The organism is Rhodococcus sp. T2V (assembly GCF_029269925.1).
Classification (GTDB): Bacteria; Actinomycetota; Actinomycetes; order Mycobacteriales; family Mycobacteriaceae; genus Rhodococcus_F; species Rhodococcus_F koreensis.
Window position 1 is genome coordinate 103,398 of sequence record NZ_JARJBD010000022.1, and the last position, 19,365, is coordinate 122,762.

General features: G+C 67.2%; 17 protein-coding genes and 1 pseudogene. 8 read left to right on the plus strand and 10 right to left on the minus strand.

Annotated elements, in window-relative coordinates:
* Nucleotides 1-17: 17 nt before the first annotated feature.
* Genes P3H15_RS20070 through P3H15_RS20080 form a run of 3 tightly spaced genes read right to left on the minus strand, consistent with a single transcriptional unit; the run spans nt 18 to nt 3,539 of the window.
* Nucleotides 18-1,112: a Zn-dependent alcohol dehydrogenase gene (locus P3H15_RS20070; protein WP_276138863.1), complete on the minus strand. Its 1,095-nt coding sequence runs from the start codon at nt 1,110-1,112 to the stop codon at nt 18-20.
* Between the two features lie 14 nt (nt 1,113-1,126).
* On the minus strand, nt 1,127-1,906 hold the full coding sequence (locus P3H15_RS20075) for an enoyl-CoA hydratase/isomerase family protein (protein ID WP_276138864.1): 780 nt from the start codon (nt 1,904-1,906) through the stop codon (nt 1,127-1,129).
* Between the two features lie 10 nt (nt 1,907-1,916).
* A complete protein-coding gene (locus P3H15_RS20080; RefSeq protein ID WP_276138865.1) occupies nt 1,917-3,539 on the minus strand; it encodes a class I adenylate-forming enzyme family protein in 1,623 nt (540 codons plus the stop codon).
* 308 nt (nt 3,540-3,847) lie between these two features.
* Between P3H15_RS20080 and P3H15_RS20085 the strand changes: the two genes are divergently transcribed.
* Entirely contained in the window at nt 3,848-4,528 is a 681-nt protein-coding gene (locus tag P3H15_RS20085) for a TetR/AcrR family transcriptional regulator (RefSeq protein ID WP_276138866.1), read from the plus strand.
* Between the two features lie 18 nt (nt 4,529-4,546).
* Here P3H15_RS20085 and P3H15_RS20090 read toward each other — a convergent pair whose 3' ends face one another.
* Together P3H15_RS20090 and P3H15_RS20095 are read right to left on the minus strand one after the other, a co-directional pair.
* A complete protein-coding gene (locus tag P3H15_RS20090; protein WP_276138867.1) occupies nt 4,547-6,016 on the minus strand; it encodes an MFS transporter in 1,470 nt (489 codons plus the stop codon).
* A gap of 19 nt (nt 6,017-6,035) precedes the next feature.
* Nucleotides 6,036-6,935 carry a phytanoyl-CoA dioxygenase family protein gene (locus P3H15_RS20095; protein WP_276138868.1) on the minus strand — a complete coding sequence of 300 codons (900 nt, stop codon included), beginning with the start codon at nt 6,933-6,935 and terminating at the stop codon, nt 6,036-6,038.
* A gap of 168 nt (nt 6,936-7,103) precedes the next feature.
* Here P3H15_RS20095 and P3H15_RS20100 point away from each other — a divergent pair.
* A pseudogene (locus tag P3H15_RS20100) lies at nt 7,104-7,297 on the plus strand (TetR family transcriptional regulator); the annotation flags it as partial.
* A 177-nt stretch (nt 7,298-7,474) separates the two neighbouring features.
* Here P3H15_RS20100 and P3H15_RS20105 read toward each other — a convergent pair.
* From P3H15_RS20105 to P3H15_RS20115, 3 genes are read right to left on the minus strand one after another with little or no spacing between them, the layout of a single operon-like run.
* Nucleotides 7,475-8,248, minus strand: a complete 774-nt coding sequence (locus tag P3H15_RS20105; RefSeq protein WP_276138869.1) for a gamma-glutamyl-gamma-aminobutyrate hydrolase family protein — start codon at nt 8,246-8,248, stop codon at nt 7,475-7,477.
* Nucleotides 8,245-9,600 (minus strand): glutamine synthetase family protein, encoded by a 1,356-nt coding sequence (locus P3H15_RS20110; protein WP_276138870.1) that lies wholly within the window; start codon nt 9,598-9,600, stop codon nt 8,245-8,247. Before P3H15_RS20110 ends, P3H15_RS20105 begins: the two co-directional genes overlap by 4 nt.
* Complete coding sequence (locus P3H15_RS20115) at nt 9,593-10,258, minus strand: hypothetical protein (RefSeq protein ID WP_276138871.1); 666 nt, start codon at nt 10,256-10,258, stop codon at nt 9,593-9,595. The genes P3H15_RS20110 and P3H15_RS20115 overlap by 8 nt, the downstream gene beginning before the upstream one ends.
* Before the next feature lie 157 nt (nt 10,259-10,415).
* Between P3H15_RS20115 and P3H15_RS20120 the strand changes: the two genes are divergently transcribed.
* The gene (locus tag P3H15_RS20120) at nt 10,416-11,381 is read left to right on the plus strand and encodes an alpha/beta hydrolase (RefSeq protein WP_276138872.1); all 966 of its coding nucleotides are present in this window, start codon (nt 10,416-10,418) and stop codon (nt 11,379-11,381) included.
* Between the two features lie 16 nt (nt 11,382-11,397).
* On the opposite strand, the gene P3H15_RS20125 is transcribed toward P3H15_RS20120, so the two are convergent.
* Nucleotides 11,398-12,108 carry a TetR/AcrR family transcriptional regulator gene (locus P3H15_RS20125; protein WP_072943705.1) on the minus strand — a complete coding sequence of 237 codons (711 nt, stop codon included), beginning with the start codon at nt 12,106-12,108 and terminating at the stop codon, nt 11,398-11,400.
* A gap of 141 nt (nt 12,109-12,249) precedes the next feature.
* Between P3H15_RS20125 and P3H15_RS20130 the strand changes: the two genes are divergently transcribed.
* On the plus strand, nt 12,250-13,638 hold the full coding sequence (locus tag P3H15_RS20130) for an APC family permease (RefSeq protein ID WP_276138873.1): 1,389 nt from the start codon (nt 12,250-12,252) through the stop codon (nt 13,636-13,638).
* Nucleotides 13,638-14,783 carry a serine hydrolase gene (locus tag P3H15_RS20135; protein ID WP_276138886.1) on the plus strand — a complete coding sequence of 382 codons (1,146 nt, stop codon included), beginning with the start codon at nt 13,638-13,640 and terminating at the stop codon, nt 14,781-14,783. The genes P3H15_RS20130 and P3H15_RS20135 overlap by 1 nt, the downstream gene beginning before the upstream one ends.
* 19 nt (nt 14,784-14,802) lie before the next feature.
* On the opposite strand, the gene P3H15_RS20140 is transcribed toward P3H15_RS20135, so the two are convergent.
* Nucleotides 14,803-16,158: an FAD-dependent oxidoreductase gene (locus tag P3H15_RS20140; RefSeq protein WP_276138874.1), complete on the minus strand. Its 1,356-nt coding sequence runs from the start codon at nt 16,156-16,158 to the stop codon at nt 14,803-14,805.
* 107 nt (nt 16,159-16,265) lie between these two features.
* On the opposite strand from P3H15_RS20140, the gene P3H15_RS20145 reads away from it, so the two are divergent.
* From P3H15_RS20145 to P3H15_RS20155, 3 genes are all read left to right on the plus strand, one after another.
* A complete protein-coding gene (locus P3H15_RS20145; protein ID WP_276138875.1) occupies nt 16,266-16,904 on the plus strand; it encodes a TetR/AcrR family transcriptional regulator in 639 nt (212 codons plus the stop codon).
* 128 nt (nt 16,905-17,032) lie between these two features.
* Nucleotides 17,033-18,406: an FAD-dependent oxidoreductase gene (locus P3H15_RS20150; RefSeq protein ID WP_276138876.1), complete on the plus strand. Its 1,374-nt coding sequence runs from the start codon at nt 17,033-17,035 to the stop codon at nt 18,404-18,406.
* Nucleotides 18,407-18,690: 284 nt separating this feature from the next.
* A complete protein-coding gene (locus P3H15_RS20155; protein WP_276138877.1) occupies nt 18,691-19,365 on the plus strand; it encodes a DUF1345 domain-containing protein in 675 nt (224 codons plus the stop codon).

Sequence of the window (19,365 nt, forward strand, 5' to 3'; positions counted from 1 at the left end):
GGGTGGGGTCGGTGCGATCACACGGTGAGGTCGGCGACGATGCGGGTCACCTCGCCCGACTTCATCGCCTCGAAGCCCTTGTTCACCTCGCCGAACGGGATCACGTCGCTGACCATCTCGTCGAGCAGCAGGCTGCCCTGGAGGTACAGACGCGCGAACTGGGTGATGTCCTCGTGCGCCTGGCCGGAGCCCATGTACGAGCCGATGAGGCGCTTCTCGCCGAAGAAGAAATCCGACGCGGGAACGGTGAGGTCGGTGCCGTCCGGTGCGATGCCCACCAGGCAGGCGGTACCCCTGGCACGCAGGACCGACAGCGCGGTGGCCGCGGTGCGCGCGGAGCCGACGGCCTCGAACGAGTAGTCCACCCCGTCGCCGAGTATGTTCCGGATCTCGCTGGGGACATCGGTCGCGCCGTTCACGACGTGCGTGGCGCCGTATGTCCGCGCCGCCGCGAGCCGGGCGTCGTCGAGATCCACGGCGACGATCGCCGAGGCACCGGCGAGCCGCGCGCCCTGGATGATGGCCGACCCGACACCGCCGCAGCCGATCACGGCCACCGTGGCGCCCGGGCGCACCTGCGCGCCGCGGAAGACGGCACCGACGCCGGTGATGATGCAGCACGAGAGGAGGCACCCGACGTGCAACCCCACCTCGTCGGGGACCTTCACCAGCGAGTTCTCCCGCATCAGGGTGTGGCGGGAAAAGGCGCCGATGTCGCCGAGCCGCTCGACGACCCGGCCTCCCGGCAACTGGAACGCCGGGCGCGGCCGCTGCCGGATCTGCGAGACGCGCTGGCACTGCGTCGAGTGCCCGGCCTGGCAGTTGCGGCACAACCCGCACGAGGGCGTGAGGGCGCCGACGACGCGGTCGCCCGCACGCAGCGAGGTCACCGCGGAGCCGACCGACTCGACGATGCCCGCCACCTCGTGCCCGACCACCACAGGCAGGTCGGCGTGCACGGTACCGGTCATGTAGTGCAGGTCGCTGTGGCACAGGCCCACGTTGGAGACCGCGACGCGGACTTCGTGGGGCTCCGGGTCGTCGACCTGGATCTCGGTGAATTCCAGCGGCTCGTTCACCGCGGTGAGAAGTGCTGCTTCGGTGGTGATCACTCTTGTCTCCGATCTCAATTGCTCGTCGTGGGCGCCGTGGGCGCCGCGTTCTTCGATGCCCAGAAACCCTCGATGCCCTCGGTGAAGGCACCGGACTCCCAGGACTGGCGGGCGGCATCGTCTTCGCGGGCGAACGCGGACTCGATGTCTTCGGGTCGCGGCCGCAGCAGGCCCAGGTGCAGTGCAGTGGTACGGGGATCGGAGTTCCACTGCCGGATCACCTGGACCGCGCGGTCCACCAGTGTCTGCGGGGCCACGATCTCGTCGAGCAGCCCGATCCGCAGGGCCTCGTCCGCATCGATCCGGTGGGAGCCGAGAATGATTCGCATCGCGTGGTTCCGGACCAGGCGGCCCATGAGGAAGCTCGAGGCGTTCGAGATGATGATCCCGCGGTGGTTCTCCGGCTGGTAGTACTCGGCGGCGGGCGTGCCGATCCGCGAGTCGCAGCACAGCGTGATCTCCGAGGCGCCGCCGACCGCGATCCCGTTCACGGCCGCGACCACGGGGACCTTCGTCTCGAGAATCGCCCGGGTGATGTCGTGGAACGTCGCGAAGGCCTCGTGAATCTCGGCGTAGCTGGTCGGCACCGTTTGCAGGTCCTCACCGGCGGAGAACGCCCGCCCCGCACCCGTGAGCACGATCCCGCGGACGGCGTCACCCGTCCCGAACCGGCGAATCGTCTGCGCGAGTATCACTCTCGTCGCCACGTCCAGCACGTTCAGCTTCGCCGGGCGGTTCAGTGTGAGCACGGCGACGTCGCGGTCGATGTGCACGTCCAGGTAGTTCTCGGTCATGTCCGGCTCCTCAGTTGCCGCTGCGGACAGCGCGCGGCGGCTGCAGGTCGTAGGTGATGCCCGGGCGTTCGGCCGAGCGCGCCTTCAGGGCCGGCTTCGACACACGCTCGGACGGGGTGCGCGGGAAATCGGCGACGAACTCGACGTAGCGCGGAACCTTGAAGCGCGCCAACTGGGTTCGTGCGCCGTCGACGATTCGCTCTGCGGCTCCGCGGCTCTCGTCGGCGCCGGTGGCCAGCTGCACGAAGGCCTTGACCTCCTCGCCGAACAGCTCGTCCGGGACGCCGACCACCGCTGCCGCGACGACGGTGTCGTCGCGCTCCAGGACGCGTTCGACCTCGGCGCTCGCGATGTTCTCGCCGCCGCGGCGGACCATGTCCTTGATCCGGCCCACCAGGCGGTAGCTGCCCGCCTCGCGGACCGCGACATCGCCGGTGTGCAGCCAGCCGTCGCGCAGGACCTGCGCGGTGTCTTCGGGCCGGTTCCAGTAGCCCAGCATCATCGGTCTGCCCGAGGTGATCAGCTCGCCGGATTCCCCCTCCGTAACCTCTCCGCCCTGCGGATCGACCACCCGGACCTGCTTCGTGGGAACCGGCTGCCCCAGCCGTCCGCTGCCGACGTCGGCCGTGCGCTCGGGGAGGCTGACCAGGTCGACCCCGCTTTCGGTCATCCCGAAGATCTCCCGCCACGGTGCACCCCAGCGCTGTTCGAGCTCCGCGTGCAGCGCGACGGGGATTGCCGAGCACAGCACGAGGCGTAGGTCGTTGTCCCGGTCCTGCGGGCTCGGCTCCTGCTTGAACAGCAGCGTGGGCATCGAGCCGAGCACGTAGCAGAATGTGGCCCGGTGCCTGCGGACGTCCGCCATGAAACCCGAGGCGGAGAACCGGGGCAGCACCACCAGCGGCGCGCCGATCGTGAGACACAGGGAGGTGTTCCACTGCGGGTCCATGTACGAGAACGGCTGCGAGGTGAGCGCCACGTCGTCGGCCCCGAGACCTGCCGCGCTCGCGCAGACCCACCCCAGCCGAACCCAGTAGTCGTGGGTCAGCATGCACGCCTTCGGAAATCCGGTGGTGCCCGACGTGTACTGGAGATTCGCGAGCGTCTCGCCGGAGATGGCGACCCCCGGCCTGTCCGCCGGATACTGCGCGAGTTCGTCGCACGAGGGGGCTTCGACGATCCGGACATCGGCCAGATCGGCGTTCGCGGCGCGCACCTGTTCGACGAGCGGGGTGTGTTCGACGTCGGTGACGATCACCCGGGAGCCGGAATCCCGCAGCACGAATTCGAGGTCGGCGCGCTGGTAGGACGAATTGATCGGCACCGCGACGCCGCCGGCCGCGAGAATCGCGAGCCAGGCGACCGGCCACTGCACCACATTGGGCAGCATGATCGCGACCCGGTCGCCTTCGCGGACCCCGTCCCCGCAGACAAGTCGCTGCGCGAGGCGTGACGTCCAGTCGTCGATCTCGCCGAAGGTCCACGACCCTTCCGCGAACCGGAGGAACTCGCGGTCGGGATACCGGAGGGCCTGGATCGCCAGCAGGCCGACGAGGGTGTCGATCGGCGGGTCCACAGCCATGCGATCGAACGCGATCGCGCGTTCCTGGTGAACTGATCGGACTCCGGTCATGGTCATCCTCTATGTCGGGTGCAGTGCGGCGTTGGTGCGGGTGCGGCTTGCGATCTCATGTCGTCACGGCGCATTCGCGGTGAGCTCGTGGCTCGTGGCCCTCCGATCGCCGACGGCGCCGGACTGTGGGCCCGGTCATAGCCTAGAAGAACATAGTCATATGATCAAGGCAAATGATCGTCTGACTGTAACCGCTGCAAATCGTGAGCTTACGATCTCGGCGATGAGGCGGCTCGCACGTTCGCCCGACTGGTAGCGTTTGCATTGACTTGATCAGTCGTTCGTATCTGATTCGACAGGAGAAACGCATGGCTCGTATTCCCGCCGCCGAACGTCGCGCCGAACTGGTGGCCGCGGCCGTGCGCATGATCGCCGCCCACGGGGTGGACGGCGCGACCACACGCCGCATCGCGCAGGATGCGAACGCTCCGCTGGCCACGTTGCACTACTGCTTCGCCACGAAAGAGGTGCTGTTCGCGGCGGTCTTCGAGCACGTCACCGCGCAGTATCGAGAAGTGTTGACACGCAACGACGTCCAGGTCGACGTCGAGACCACCGCGCGCACCCTGTTGCGCGGAGTGATGGAGTGGTACCTGGCGAATCCGGACTTCGGCGCGGCGATCGTCGAGCTGATCAGCTGGGCCCAGCGCCAGGAGGGCAAGCAGGCCGAGGTGGTGTACAACGAGGCATTCGCAACGATGCGAGCGATCCTCGAGGCCGCCGCGACCGCTGCAGGCCAGTCCGTCGACCCGGAAACGATCGGCGAACTGACCTACATCGTGTCCACGTTGTCCGACGGATTCGCGCTCAACTGGATGGTGTTCACCGACCGCACAACGGCCGAGTCGCAGATCGAGCTCGTCCTCGGCGTCCTCGACGCGTGGATGGCCGCCAACCTCGGCGATGTGTCCGGACCGGCGGCTCCCGCCGCGAAGGCGTCACCCGAGGACGCCCTCCGTTCGCTGGTGTCCTGGGTGAGCGTGGAGTGACGCACGGAGCGGACCGAGTCAGGACACGGCGCCTTCGACGCGTCGACCGGACCGGGCGCGCGAGATCAGCACGGTCACCACGACGAGCAGGGCGAGCACTCCCGACAGCCAGTAGCCGGTGCCGTAGAGACCCTTGGCCGCGACCTCGAGGCCGGTGCCGACCACCGGAACCAGGGAGGCGCTGAGGTCGCCGCTGACCAGGGCGGTGCCGAAGGCGAAACCCACGGCCATGGCCGTGCCGGCGACACCGGCCGCCATCCCGGCCTTCTCTTCGGGCACTGCCATCTGCACCATGGTGAAGCCGGCTGCGTAGCCGATTCTGGTCCCGAGCCCCATGACGGCAGCGCCCACGAGGTATTGCCACTGCTGGTCGTGCGCCAGGGCGAGCCAGGCCAGCCCCGATGCGCTGGTGAGCGCTCCGATGACGAAAACGGGGACACCACGGCCGTTGAACAGGGCGCGGTCGAGCACGGTTCCGCGGACCAGGAACGCCGCCGCGAAGGGCGCCATGAGCCAGCCCGTCTGCAGCGCACTGAGCCCGAGTCCGTAGGAGTCTTCGGGCCGAAGATTCTCGGGAGAGATCTGAGCGTAAGTGCTGAGCAGCAGCAAAAAGGCCGAGTTCACCGCTGCGAACAAAGCGATGCACAGGCACGACGCGGTGACCAGAGGCGTCTTCATCATCGCGACGTCGAACACCGCCGAGGTCGACCGGCGCTCGACGCGCACCCAAGCGATGCCGCCGACGATGCCGACCACCAACGGAACAAGCGCCGCGATGCCCCACACGAGGCCTTGCGTCAGAGTCAGCAGGATCGCCGCGACCCAGGCGATCATCCACACCGTGCCGAGTACCGCAATGCGGCCGTTACGCTCGGCGGGCGGGGCATGCGGGATCGCGACAAGGCACGCAATGGTCGTGGCCGCGCACACTGCGGTGAGGATGACGAAGAAGCTCCGCAGCGACAGGGTCTCGACGATGAAGCCGCCGCCGATCATGCCCACGACGATGCCGACGCCGGTGGCGACGACGAGAACCGCGACACCCACCGTGATGCCGTCCTCACCGAGATTGCGACGCAGGAAACCGAGCGGAAGCAGCTGCGCCGCACCACCGAAGCCCATGAGAATGCAGCCGACGAGAAGGGTCGGATACGAGTCGCCGACAGCCGGAACGAGCGCGCCGACCGCGAGGAATGCGGACGCCGCCACGGAGGCGTTACGGTCGCCGTGCAGATCGGCGAGGCGCGGCAGCAGGATGAAGCCCGCTCCCCCGCCGAGGGTAAGCGCCGTGTAAAGCCACGTCGTCTCGGCCACTGTGGCAAGGCCGTACTGCGCCTGGATGATCGGCAGCAGCGGCGGCAGGATGAAGATGACGGCGTTGGTCAGGACGATCAGCAGCGTGCCGACACCGATGAGCACTCCCTTTCTCGGTGCACGGTGAGCGGGCGGCTCACCGGCGAGTCCGGCGTGCTGGTGAATCTCTGTCATAGGTTTCTCCGATTCGTGATCAGACGCGGGCCGGGAGGCCGGCACCGATAGCGGTGTAGTCGTCACGGCCGAGCAGGTCCATCGGGTCGGACATCTGCCCCCCGACCTCGACCCAGCCGACGTAGTGCTCCGAGGACCAATCGAGCGCTCGCTGGATCTCCTCCGGGAACGACCGAATCTGGTCGAGGGTGTAGGTGAGGAAGGGGTTCTCCTCAGGGCGCAGGAATGCGAGGTCGTAGCCCATCGACAGGCCGAACCGATACTCGTCCGACGTAGTGTTCTGGCCACCACCGTGATACGTGGAGCCGATCCAGATCAGCGCCGACCCGGCCTTCATCTCCGTCGGGATCGCCTCCTCGCGACGCGGTGCGCGCTCGTCATCCCACAGGTGCGAGCCCGGGATCACCAGGGTTCCACCGTTCTCGGCAGTGAAATCGCTGACTGCCACCATGATCTGCACCCGCGCCTCGCGCTGATAGGTGGGGTGCCGCCACAACCAGACCGAGTCGTCACGATGGAGCGGCTGCGAGCCCTGCCCCGGTCCGATCTTGATTGCCATCGTCGCGCCTATGTGCATGCCTGCCGGGTTCGGCACCGGCTCTTCACCGAAGAAGACGTTGATCGGCTTGTTGAGGATGCGCTCGGCGACGCCTCGATACAACGGGTTCAGTGCAATCGTTGCCATGTGCTCGGTCCGCGCGAACAAGGCGCTTGCGCGCTTGGTCCTGTTGCCGGCGAACATCTCGTCGTGGCCGGTGTCGACCTGGTCGAGCACGGGGTTCAAGTCGTTCTCGAGTCCCTCGATGGTGGCCTCGTCGAGCAGTCCTTCGATGATCACGCCGCCGTCTCGCATGATCACCTCTACCACGGCTTCTGTGGTGGAGTCGGGACTGAGACGCGTCAGTTCGTTCGTCGTCATGAGGGGTCTGTTCCTTCGAAATGGGCCGGTCGCATTGGATGGGCACCGAGCCGTCTGTGTGATCCGGCTCATACCGTAGGCCAAGTCAGTCATACGATCAAGATGTTTGACTGTTAGCGTGGGGATGACTTGATCATTTGCCCATCTCTGTCGTGGCAGGAGAACCGCATGGCTCGCATTCCCGCCGCCGAACGTTCCGCCGAATTGGTGGCAGCAGCGCAGCCGTGCGCGTGATTGCCGCCCACGGAGTGGACGGCGCCACTACTCGCCGTATTGCCGAAGAGGCGAATGCCCCACTCGCCACGCTGCACTACTGCTTCTCCTCCAAGGAGGTACTGTTCGCGGCAGTCTTCGAGTACGTCACCTGGATGGCCACCAACCTCGGCGACGTCTCTCTACCGGCGCGCCGAGCTTCGACGGTCTCCCACGCGGAAACCCTGCGCTCGCTCGCGTCCTGGGTGAGCGTGGAGTGATAACGCACTGACCCGAAAGACAACTGTCGGCCACCACTTTCCGTGGCGGCCGACAGTCTCTTGTGGTCAGATCCGCTGGTTGCCTTCAGCGACGATCCAGCTCAGCGCCGGATCGTCTCGCTCCATCCACTCGGGATGCCACTGGACACCGAGCACCGCGGCCCCCGGCAACTCGACCACTTCGACGACGCCGTCGGCCGCGCGACCGGTGATCACGAGGCCGGTACCGCAGCGGTCGACCGCCTGGTGGTGCCACGAATTGGTGACCGCACTGGCGCCGAACAGCCGTTCCGCGATCGAACCGGGCTCGAACGTCACCTTGTGGTCGTCGGCACCGTCGGTGAGCGGGGGCGACACCGACAGGTGCTCGACGGCGCCGGGCGGGAGGTCGGCGATCAGCGTGCCACCGAGAGCGACGTTCAGGATCTGCAGGCCGCGGCACACCCCGAGCACCGGAATGCGCCTGGCGAGTGCGGCACGCACGAGCGCGATCTCGAACTCGTCCCGATCAGGGTCGTGGACCATCGGATCGTCCCGCGGATCCACGTCCCGGACCACCGACGGGTCGCCGCCCCAGCACGCGGGATGAACGTCCTGGCCTCCGGTGATGACCACGCCACCCAGCCAATGGCAGAGTGCCTCCGGGTCGGCATCGTAGGGCAGGTTCACCGGAATGCCACCGGCCCTGGCGATCCGGTCCGAGAAGTCGGACATGAAGGCGTCGGCGAACAGGTGGCCGTAGCGCTTGTCGAGTCCATCGACCAGCCCCAGCCGGAACCGCCGGCCGGTGATGCCGATCAGCGGCCGGAGGGTGCCCGGCGTCGCGCTCTCCGTGCTCACGGGAACTCGAAGTATCGCGCCGACTCCCATTCGGAGAGCTCGGCGAACGGATCGCCACCCGCGGTGTGGAACTGCATCCACTCCCACCGGCGGGTACCCACCCAGTAGTCGACGAACTCGTCCCCGAGTTGTTCGCGCAGGATCGGATCGGCCTCGAGAGCCGCGGCCGCCTTGGTGATGGTGTTCGGCAACCGCTCGAGATCGGGTGCACACCACGCCATGTCGTTGACCGGCTCGGGCGGCTCGATCGCGCCGTCGAGGCCGGCGACCACCCCGGCGAGAATAGCCGCGACCGCGAGGTACAGGTTCGCGTCGGCACCGGGAACCCGGTACTCGAGGCGGGAGTACGCCGGATGCCCGCACACCGCACGCACCGCGGTGGTCTTGTTGCTGATGCCCCACGTGACCGTCGTCGGCGGGCCGCTCAGATCAACCAGGCGGCGATACGAGGTGATCTGCGGGAGCACGATCGACGTCGCGCCCTGCAACGTCGCGAGGAGTCCGCCGATCGCGTGCCGCATCGTCGGTGAGGGCCCGCCCTCGGCGTAGAAACTGTTGACCCCGTCGCGCTGCAGGGACAGGTTGACGTGCGACGCCTGACCGTACCCGGCCGTCGGCTTGGCCATGAAGGTCACGGTGTGACCGAGTTCGAAGGCCACCTCGCGCATCACCTGCCGGGCGCGAGCCCAGGCATCGCACACCGAGATCGGGTCACCGGGAACCAGGTTGAGCTCGACCTGGCCTGCCGCGTCCTCGTCGCTCCACGCCTCCCACTCGATGCCGATCTCTTCGAGGCGACGGGCGACCGCCGACATGTAGTCGACCCAGTCCTTCGATTTCGCGAGGTGGTACGCGGTTCCGGCGGAACCGCCGAGCGGCGTCAGGTCGCGATAACCCTTGGCGCGGGCCTCGTGAATGGACTCCTGGAACAGGGTCGCCTCGATCTCGACCGCCACGGTGGCCGTGAAACCACGCGTTGCGAGTCGGTCGACCAGCTTTCGGGCCAGGTTGCGCGGACAGGTCCCCACCGGGGTGCCGTCCGTCTGCCAGTAGTCACCGATCACGGACTGCAGGCCGGGCTCCCACTGCACGAGCGTCGACATGTCGGGCCGGAACTGGACGTCGGCCAGGTGCCCACGCCAGTCGGGGTAGGTGAATCCGAACGTCGGATCATTGCCCAGATCGAGGCCGAACAGGAGATCGGCGAACGCGAAACCCGACCCCGCGCTCGCGGCGAACTTCTTGGGCGCCAAGTTCTTTCCGAGGAACGAGCCATCGTGATTGGTGGCCTCGAGACGGACCGTGTGGACGGAGGCATCGTGCTCCGTTGCGGTGGCGGTGATTTCAGACATCGTATCGAACCTTCCAGGATGCGGCGACGAGCACCGACAGCTGAGAGAGCGTGCCGCGCACGCCGATCAGACCGGTGGACAGGGCGGCGATCAGATCGTCGGCGCCCGAGAAGATCCCGGCCAGCAGCTCCGGGGGGCCGGCGATCACATAGTGCGTCTCGCCCTCGCCGACGACCAGCTGGTCCAATCCGTCGGGGCCGTCCGCGACCGCGACGAGCACGTCGGGGATCCCCGGTACCGACCGGGCCGCGGCCCAGAACGTCTCCGCGGCGACATGCCAGTCCGGCAGCGGCGGCGACAGCAGTGCCAGCGACGTCGCGGCGAGGTCGCGCTCGCCCGCGGGCTCGCCGACCGGGGCGAGCCGCGCGTTGACGTCGACGGTCAGGGTGACGTCGGGTGAGGTGAACACGCCGCTCGACACCGCGACGACACCGTTCGAGATGCTGATCGTCGCAGCCTGCGGGGTGTCGTGGGAGCGGACCGCGACAATGCCTTCCACCCCCTCCACGACGGAATCCGCACGGTTCGCGCGGACGGAATCGGCGATCGTGCGGCCGATCAGCCGGACGATCGGACTCGCATCGTCCTCGATCCGGATGTCGACCCCGTCGACCGCGTCGGCCTCGCATGTCGCGTGGCCGATCGTCGTTTCGGTCATCCTTCAGTCCTTTCGATTCGACGAGATCATGTGCGCGGTACACCGTCAGCAGCGGATCCCAGTTGGAATGCGACCTTCACAGTCAAACGTCTTGGTCACGTGACTATGATGGTGAGGCACAGATCACTTGTTGTCAATGACTTGCGAGGTTTCCGAGATGAACGACGACGCCCCCACCTGGTGGAATCTGCTCGACGGCGAGGCACAGGCCGCGGCCCGGATGATCGCCCACGCCCTGCAGAAACCGATCCGGGAGCTGGGGCCGCAGCAGGCCAGGGCGCTCCTGAACACGACTCCACCCGCCGAGCCGATCACGCCGCTCGACCGTGTCGAACAACTGACCGTCCCGACCCGCGCAGGTGCGATCCGGGCTCGCCTGTACCGCGCGAACAGTGCCGCTCCGGACGTCGACACGCCCGCCCTCGTCTATCTGCACGGCGGAGGTTTCGTCCTGGGAACCCTGGACGGAGCCGACGAGCTGTGTCGCGCGATCGCCGCCGGATCCGGATGGACGGTCGTGTCCCTGGACTACCGGCTGGCTCCCGAAAACCCCTACCCGGCAGCCCTGGAAGATTGCCTCGACGCCTATGCGTGGCTGACCCGGACAGCAGCGGAGCTCGGTATCGATCCGGCACGGATCGCGGTCGGGGGCGACTCCGCCGGCGGCAATCTCGCCGCCGCCCTCTGCCTGCACCGACGCGACGAGCGCAGCCCCCTACCCGTGACTCAGGTACTTGCCTACCCCGCCGTCGACGGGACATTCACCATGCCGTCGTGGTCGGAATTCGCCGATGCGCCGCTACTGAGCACCGTGGACGCGCGCTGGTGCTGGGACCACTACGTCGGCCCGGGACATCGGGCCGACGACCACCTCGCGGCACCCATGCGCGCCGACTCGCTGCGCGGACTGCCGCCTGCCCTGATTCTGACCGCGGAGGTCGACCCGATCCGGGACGACGCCGAGGCCTACGCCGGACGGCTGCGGCGCGACGGCGTCCCCGTCTCGCTGACCCGGTACGCCGGCGTCTTCCACGGCTTCGTCACCGAGATCGGTGTGTTCGCGCAGGCGAAACAGGCGATCGACGAGGTGTGCCTGCACCTGCGCGAGATCGCCCGGGCATAGCTCTGCGCTCAGCGCCTCACAGACCGGATTCGCGGCTCTCGCGTTCGGCCGCCGCCAGGATCGCCTCGATCACCACGTCGAAGACGGCACGGCGATCGATGCTGGTCAGTTCGGTGATGTGGGCACGGGCGGTGGGGTACTCGCCATCGGGCAACTGGGCGTAGATGCGGGTCCACGACGACGCGTCCTTCGCCTGGATCTCGGGGTCCAGGGTGGCGAGGGTGGCGACCTGGCCCGCGAGCCCGAGCGCGGCGTCGACGAACGCCCGGTAGTACCGGACGGTGGCGCTCCGGGACAGACCGGACCGCGAGAACGTGTCGAGAATCAGCTCCACCATCCGGCGCTCCGCGGGCCCGCCGGTCGTGCGCGCGAACGTCAGTGCGGCGATCGCCGGTGAGTGGGCCGCCGTCGCCCAGATCCGGTCGGCGATGCGCCGCAGCGTGTCCTGCCAGTGCTCGTCCTCGTTCACCTCGCCGATCTCGTCGAGTTCGATCGCGGTCGCGTGATCGTAGACGGCGAGCAGCAACTCATCCTTGTCACGGAAAAGCCTGTACAACGTGCTCGCGTCCACGTTCAGCGCTTCGCCGAGCCGTCGCATCGTCAACCCGCCGACGCCTTCGCGCCGGGCGAGTTCGAAGGCCGCCGCGACGGCCGCCTCCTGCTGCACACCCCTGCGTTCCCGCCGGGAGGGCCGCGGCGTCGTCGCAGGTGCAGAGTCCTTTGCCATCGTTCTCCCCTCGATTCCCGCGTCCACCGTAGCAATCCCTGTTCCGGACCACGTTGCCAACAAAACTGCCAACGCTGTTGACAACAACGATGCGACACCTGTTTAGTGTGGTCGATCACAGCACTCGACGGAGGAATTCACATGACGGATTCGCGGGCCGCGACAGCGACGGACGAACCTCGATTGACCCCGCGACTGACGCTTCCGTCGGTCGTCGCATTCGGCCTGTCGTATATGGCGCCGAGCCTGGTCATGATCATTTTCGGCGTCATCGCCGTGGCGAGCGCGGGCACGGCGCCCACCGCGTTCCTCGTCGCGACGGTGGCGATGCTGCTCACCGCACTGAGCTACGCCCGCCTCGCCCGGATCTATCCGGTATCGGGTTCGGCGTACTTCTATGCGCGCCGCAACCTGGGTTCGTCGGCCGGATTCCTGGTGGGATGGGCCATCCTGCTGGACTACCTGTTCCTACCGATGGTCGCGTGGCTGGCACAGTCGATCCTGCTCAACGCCCAGTTCCCCGCCATCCCGATCTGGGTGTGGATGCTGATCAACGCGGGCCTGACGACGGCCGTGAACGTGATCGGCATCGCGCTCGCCGACCGCATCAATCGGGTGCTGCTCGCCGTGTCGGTGTTCCTCGTGTTGCTGTTCTTCGCCTATTGCGTCAAGTTCGTCGCGGGCAACCCCGTCGCGTCCTACACGGAACCGTTCTGGAATTCGAACAGCATGATGTCCGGCATCTCGGTCGCCGCGGCCATCGCGGCGTACTCGTTTCTCGGGTTCGACGCCGTCACGACCCTCGCCGAGGAGACCAAGGACGCCGCCCGCAACATCCCGCGGGCGATCATGTGGATCGTCGCGATCGGCGGCCTGATCTTCGTCACCGTCGCGTACGTGATGCAGCTGGTCCACCCCGGCGGTGTCTTCGAGGACGCGCAAGCGGTGGCGTACACGATGTCGGTCGACGTCGGTGGCCAGTTCTACGCCGACTGGACGAACCTCGCGGGCATCGTCGCCGGGTCCGCGTCGTGCCTGGCCGTCCAGCTCAGTTCGAGCCGACTGCTGTACATCATGGGCCGGGACGGTGTGCTCTCACGCCGCCTGTTCGGAAAGCTCAACGCCCGCACGCGCACTCCGATCTTCTGCGTGCTGGTGACCGGCGCGATGTGCTTCGTCGGCATGAACATGCCCCTCGAAACCGCAACAGGATTCATCAACTTCGGCGCGTTCTCGGCGTTCACCGCTGTCAACCTCTGCGTCATCGCCTACTTCCTCCGCCATCGCTCGACCCGGCGGCTGAGCAGAATTCGCTTCGTCGTGATGCCGGCGATCGGCGCAGCCGTGACGCTGGGCATGATCACCCAGCTCAGCGAGCACGCACTGATCTCGGGAGTTTCCTGGCTCGCCGTCGGCATCGTCTACCTGGTATGGCTCACGCGCGGATTCCGCCGGCCGACACCCGAAATGAACCTCACCCACGAGCAGGATGTCGTGGCCGCCGCACAGATCAGCGAGGGACGGAAATGATGATCGGAACCGAACCACTTGTCACACTCGCGGATTGGCAGAGCCCCCCGCACAACCGGTACACCTTCGGCCGGATGCGTCAGATGGTGCCGACGGCGCGAGTCGCGGCAGGCCCCGCACCGGTGCGGCTCCGCGAGGGCGGCGTACTCGACCTCGATCTCCCCGTCGGCGACGAGACCGTGCGCTCGGTCCTCGAGCGCACCTACACCGACGGCTTCATGGTCCTGCACCGCGGCGCCGTGCTCGCAGAGCTGTATCCCGGCGATCTCGATGCCGACCGGACCCACATGCTGTTCTCGGTGAGCAAGTCGATCGTCGGCACCGTGGCCGCCAGCCTGATCGCGACCGGCACAGTGGATCCGGGCGCCCCGCTCACCGCGTATGTTCCGGAATTCGCCGACTCGGGCTACTCCGGAGCCACCGTGCGGCACATTCTCGACATGCGGTCGGGTATCCGATTCTCGGAGGAGTACCTCGAACCCGGCGCCGAGGTGCGCCTTCTCGACCAGGCCGTGGGCTGGGTTCCGCGCGTCGACGATTGGGTCCCGCAGTCGATGTACGGGTTCCTTCCGATGCTGAAAGCGGCTCGCCCACACGGCGGCCCGTTCGAATACCGATCCTGCGAAACGGACGTCCTCGGATGGGTCTGCGAACGCGCCGCCGGTGAGCGCATGCCGTCGCTGCTGTCGCGGGTGATCTGGTCCCGGATCGCCTCGGACGACATGGATGCCGGAGTGGACCGCGCGGGAGCGGTGTTCGCCGACGGCGGGCTCGCCGCGACACTTCGCGACGTGGCGAGGTTCGGCGAGATGCTCCGATGCGGCGGACGGAACGGCACTGACCAGGTGGTGCCGCAGTCCTGGATCGAGGACGCCCTGCGCGGCGCGCCCGATTCCCGTGCAGCGTATGCCGAGTCACCCACCGCGACGCCACTGCCGGGTGGCATGTACCGCAACCAGTTCTGGGTGCCGCACGCCGATCGGCAAGTGCTGCTGTGTCTGGGGATCTACGGTCAATCCATCTACGTCGACCTCGACCGAGACGTCGTGGTGGTGAAACTGTCGTCGTGCCCCACACCGGTGGACGCCGAACTCGACAACGCAAGCTTCGCGGCCGCCGAGGCGATCGCGGCATCGCTGGCGTGACCGGCGATCCCGGCCGGCCTCACGAGTTCAGTTGCGCCAGCACTTCGGCCGCGGCTCGGTAGCCGGACCGAATCGCCCCGTCCATGTAGCCGTTCCAGGTGTCGGAGGTTTCCGCGCCTGCCCAGTGCAGGCGCCCGATGGGTTCGGACAGGGCGGCGCCGTACTGCGTCCACACGCCCGCACCGAGCCGGCCGCCGTAGCAGCCGCGGGTGTACTCCTCGGCCATCCAGTCCTGTTCGAGGTAGTCCAGGGGTTCGCCGGCGGCAGGGCCGAACAGCTTCGTCAGCGTCGCCACGGCCGAGGCTCGGCGCTCGGCGGGAGTCCGGAGCGCGGCGGTGCGGGCATGGGCGCCCTCGAAGAAGCCGACGAGGACACCGCACGAGCCGTCGGCGGGCGAGTTGTCCAGGGTGACGCTCAGTTCGTCGTCCAGGTTGAAGGCGAACCCGTTGAGTCCCGCCTCCCGCCAGAACGGCGTCGGGTAGGCAATCTGCACCTTGATCACCGACCCCATCGGGATCTGCTGGGTCAGGCCGTCACGGGAACCGGGAAGAGCGGGCCGGTATCGGAGACGGCCGGCCAACGTCGGGGGGATCGCCACGATCGCCTCTGCAGCGGTGACGGTTCCGCCGTCGAACTCGACGCGGACCCCGCTGTCGTCGTGGGAGATCGTGTGAACCGGACTGTTCAGTCGGATCACCTCGCCCCCGAGCTCCGCGGCGAGTCGCTCCGAAATCTGATGCGTGCCACCGACGACACGCAGCTCCTGGGCACCACCTGTGGTGCCGACGAGAACGTCGATCATGCCGCCGGACTTGATGTAGAAGAGAAAGTGCAGCAGGGACATCTCGGCCGGTTGGGCGGAGAACAGGGCGGGCACGACCGCCTCCCAGAATGCCAGCGCCTCGGGGTCGTCGGTGTTGGTGCGCAGCCATTCGTCCAGAGTCCTACGGTCCAGATCGGCGGCGGCGGGTGATGCCCACGGCGACGACAGCGACACCGAGTCGGCAAGTACCTCGAGTTCCTGCTGAAGCCGGCCGACCTCCACCGCTGCGCCATCGGAGAGACCGAACGTCGCGTCGGAGTACCTGGTGACCTTCCCCTTGTAGAGCGTGACCGCGTCACCGTCGTCGTAGGTCGGGAACGTGTCGAGCCCGAGTTCGCCGATCAACGTCAACACCTCGGTCTGGGTCCGGCCGATCCACTGACCACCCATCTCCACCGGGACGCCACCCGCCAGGTGTCCGCCGAGGTTGCGCCCGGCCACCCGATCGCGTGCTTCCACTACCGTCACGCTGCGTCCGGCGGCAGCCAAGGCCCTCGCCGCCGTGAGTCCGGCGAGCCCGGCGCCGACTACGACAACATCGCAATCCGTCATCCCAATCCCTCCAAAAGTCGGTCGGTTGTCCGACCGTAATCTAGATCACAGCATCCCGGTGTGCAAGAGTGGTGTCGGATCGGCGGGTGACATCGAGGAGGAAAGCGGTGGCCTACGTCAAGGCGTCGGAGCGCGAGGCACAGATCATCGCGGCGGCAATCAAGGAGTTCAGCGACAGGGGCGTCCCCGGAACGACCCTTCGCGCCGTCGCCGGGCGGGCCGGCATCCCCCTCGGCACGCTGCACTACGTCTTCTCCAGCAAGGACCAGCTACTTCGTGCAGTCATCACGACCGTCATCGGCGAGATATCCGAGACGCTCCGCGCCGAACTCGATGCCGACAAGGGCGTGGAACACGCCCTGCGCCACGGGGTGGGCAACTTCTGGAACAAACTGGTCACGACCAGGGTCGGTCTGCAGATCATGCAATACGAACTCATGACCTATTCGCTTCGGAGCGATTCAGCCGGGGGGCTGGCGCAGCTGCAGTACGAGCGCTACGGCGCGCTCGTCACCGAGTTCTGCGAGCGGGCCGCGCAAGCGGCCGGGGAACGCTGCGCCATCGGCTTCGACACCCTCGGCCGCATGGCGCTGGCCCAGGTCGACGGGCTGATCCTGCAATACATCGCGAAGCCGGATCCCGACCGCGCTCGACGCGATCTCGACCACGCGCTGGACATGCTCGTTCTCTATGCCGACCCCCAACCGGTCGCGCGTACGAAGTCGCTGAATGCGGATACCGCCTGAGGTTCGGATCCGGGACGCTATTGCGTTCGGGTTGACCTCACTCTATGTTGATTCGTACGGCTGTCCGACTTAGAAATTGATCGGCCATTGCCGAGGCACTGGATCATCGACAACCCGGAGTGAGACCAATGGTGCAACAGGGAACCGGCAACCCGAACGACATGCAAGCAACCACTCTCGGCACCAGCGTCGCTGTGGTCGGCGCCGGAATGTCGGGTCTGATTGCGGCCAGAGCGCTGCATCGACAGGGGATCGACGTGCTCGTTCTCGAGTCTGCGAACCGAACGGGTGGCCGGATGATGGCTGAAACCTCGGCTTTGGGCTCGCGGCTCGATCTGGGTGGGCAGTGGGTCGGCCACGGACACCACCGGTTCTCGGCGCTGGCCGCTGAACTCGGGGCAACCGTGTTCCCCATGCGCACACCGAAGCGGCCGACCGTCGTCAGCGACGCCCGCACCATCTCGGCCGTGAGTCCGTCGATGCTGACGGCCGCTTCCGTTCTGCTGGCCTGGGAATTACGGGCGAGGCGGGGAGCGCCGAAGCGATGGAACTCGACGACCGTGCAGGAGTGGCTTCGCAAGGTGCCGACGGCCAAAGCCCGCCGGCTCCTCGAAGTGCTCGTCGAGGTGTCGACGACGGCAGACCTCGACCGCCTCTCGATGGATGCGCTGGCCACAATGATTCACTACCAGGGCGGACTCTCCACGATGTTGTCGACGAACGGCGGCGCACAGGAATGTCTGATCGTCGAGGGTGCAGGAACCCTGACCGACAAGATTGCCGCAGAACTCGGACCACGGGTCCTCACGAACAGTCGAGTGACATCCATCAGTCGAGACGGCACAGGTGTCGTCCTCCGTACCCACTCGGCTCTCATCCGAGCGTCCAAGGTGATCGTGTCGACGCCACCACCGGTGTCGGCCGAGATCGCCTTCGACCCGCCCCTTCCGGCAGGTCGGCGGCGCCTCGAGCAAGACATGTACATGGGATCGGTGTTCAAAGCGGTCGCGGTCTACGAGCGTCCTTTCTGGCTCGCTACCACTGATGCCGAATTCCTGTTTCTCGACGGCCCCGGGTTCGCGGTCTTCGATACCTCCCCACCCGGCGGTCCGGGCCACCTGTGTGTGCTGGTGGGTGGTCGGAAAGCTCGCGAACTCGACCGACTCGACGAAGCCGGCCGCAGGCAGGCGATCCTGGGCCCCCTCGCCGCTGCGGTCGGGTCATCCGACATCCTGCAGCCGGCAAGCTGGCACGAAAAGTCGTGGCACCTCGACGAACACGCCGGCGGGGGATATCTGGCGCTACCGTCCGCAGGCAGCACGGTGGGAACGTTCCCGTTGCCTTCGGATCCGATCGACGACATTCACTGGGCCGGGACCGAGACGGCGAGCGAGCACGCCGGTTACATCGAGGGGGCCATCGAATCAGGCGAGCGAGCCGCTCGCGAAGTCGCAGAAGCATTTCAGCGCGGGATCGCCGCACACCGCCGAGCGCCGCGCTGAACGCAGCCGGTGATCCCGTCTCGGCCTGGGACTTCAGTACTCTGCTCGGTGTGGCCATTCGACCGATCCTGATCGACGACGGGCGTCGGCACCGCGGTCATGTCGTCAACCGGGCAGCACCTGGCTGCCCGGCACGAACCGAAACCCATTCGGTTGGTGAACCACCGCTGACCGGCCACCGGACGCGAGCCAATGCGTCGACCGGCCGAATTCGTCGCGGACATACCGGGCAATCCTGAAGACTGGGAACCACCACCGGATACGACGAACGGAGGGCCGGCGTCTTGCCCCCATCCGTTGGGACGTGGCTCTCCGAGCGCCGCCGCTCCGCCTCGAGTCTGCTCGTGGCTGCCGTTGCGGCGATGCTCCTCGGCCCCATAGGAGTGTCGGCGATCGGCTTCGCCGACGCGAGCGTGATCGTGCTCCTGGTCTATCTCGTGACATATCTCGTGGTCACGGTTGCGGCGTTCTCCCTGGCACCTGACGCGATCGTCCAGCAATGGGCAGAACGCGAGAGCCGCGGCACCATACTGCAACGCTATGTTCTGGGCACCGCTCCCGGGCCGGGAGTGTCTCTCTTCATGGCGGCAGTCGCACTCGCAGTCGCGGTGGTGTGGCTGCCCGGCCGTGGCGGGGGCGCACTGCCGGACCCACTCAGGATCGGCATCGCCGTCGTCCTGGTGGTCGTGTCCTGGACCTGTGTGCTGGTGTCGTTCGCGATCACCTTCTACGCAGACAACGTCGTCGAGCAGGGCCAGGCGCTGGGTTTTCCCGGCGGGTCGCCCAGATGGGCCAGTTACGTCTACTTCGCCGTGTCCGTGATGACGACCTTCGGGACGACCGACGTCGACGTCACCTCCGATGCCATGCGCCGGACTGTTGCGGTGAACGCCGTGATCGCATTCGTCTTCAACACGGTGACTGTCGCAACGGTGGTGTCCGTCCTCGCAGCCTCCTGA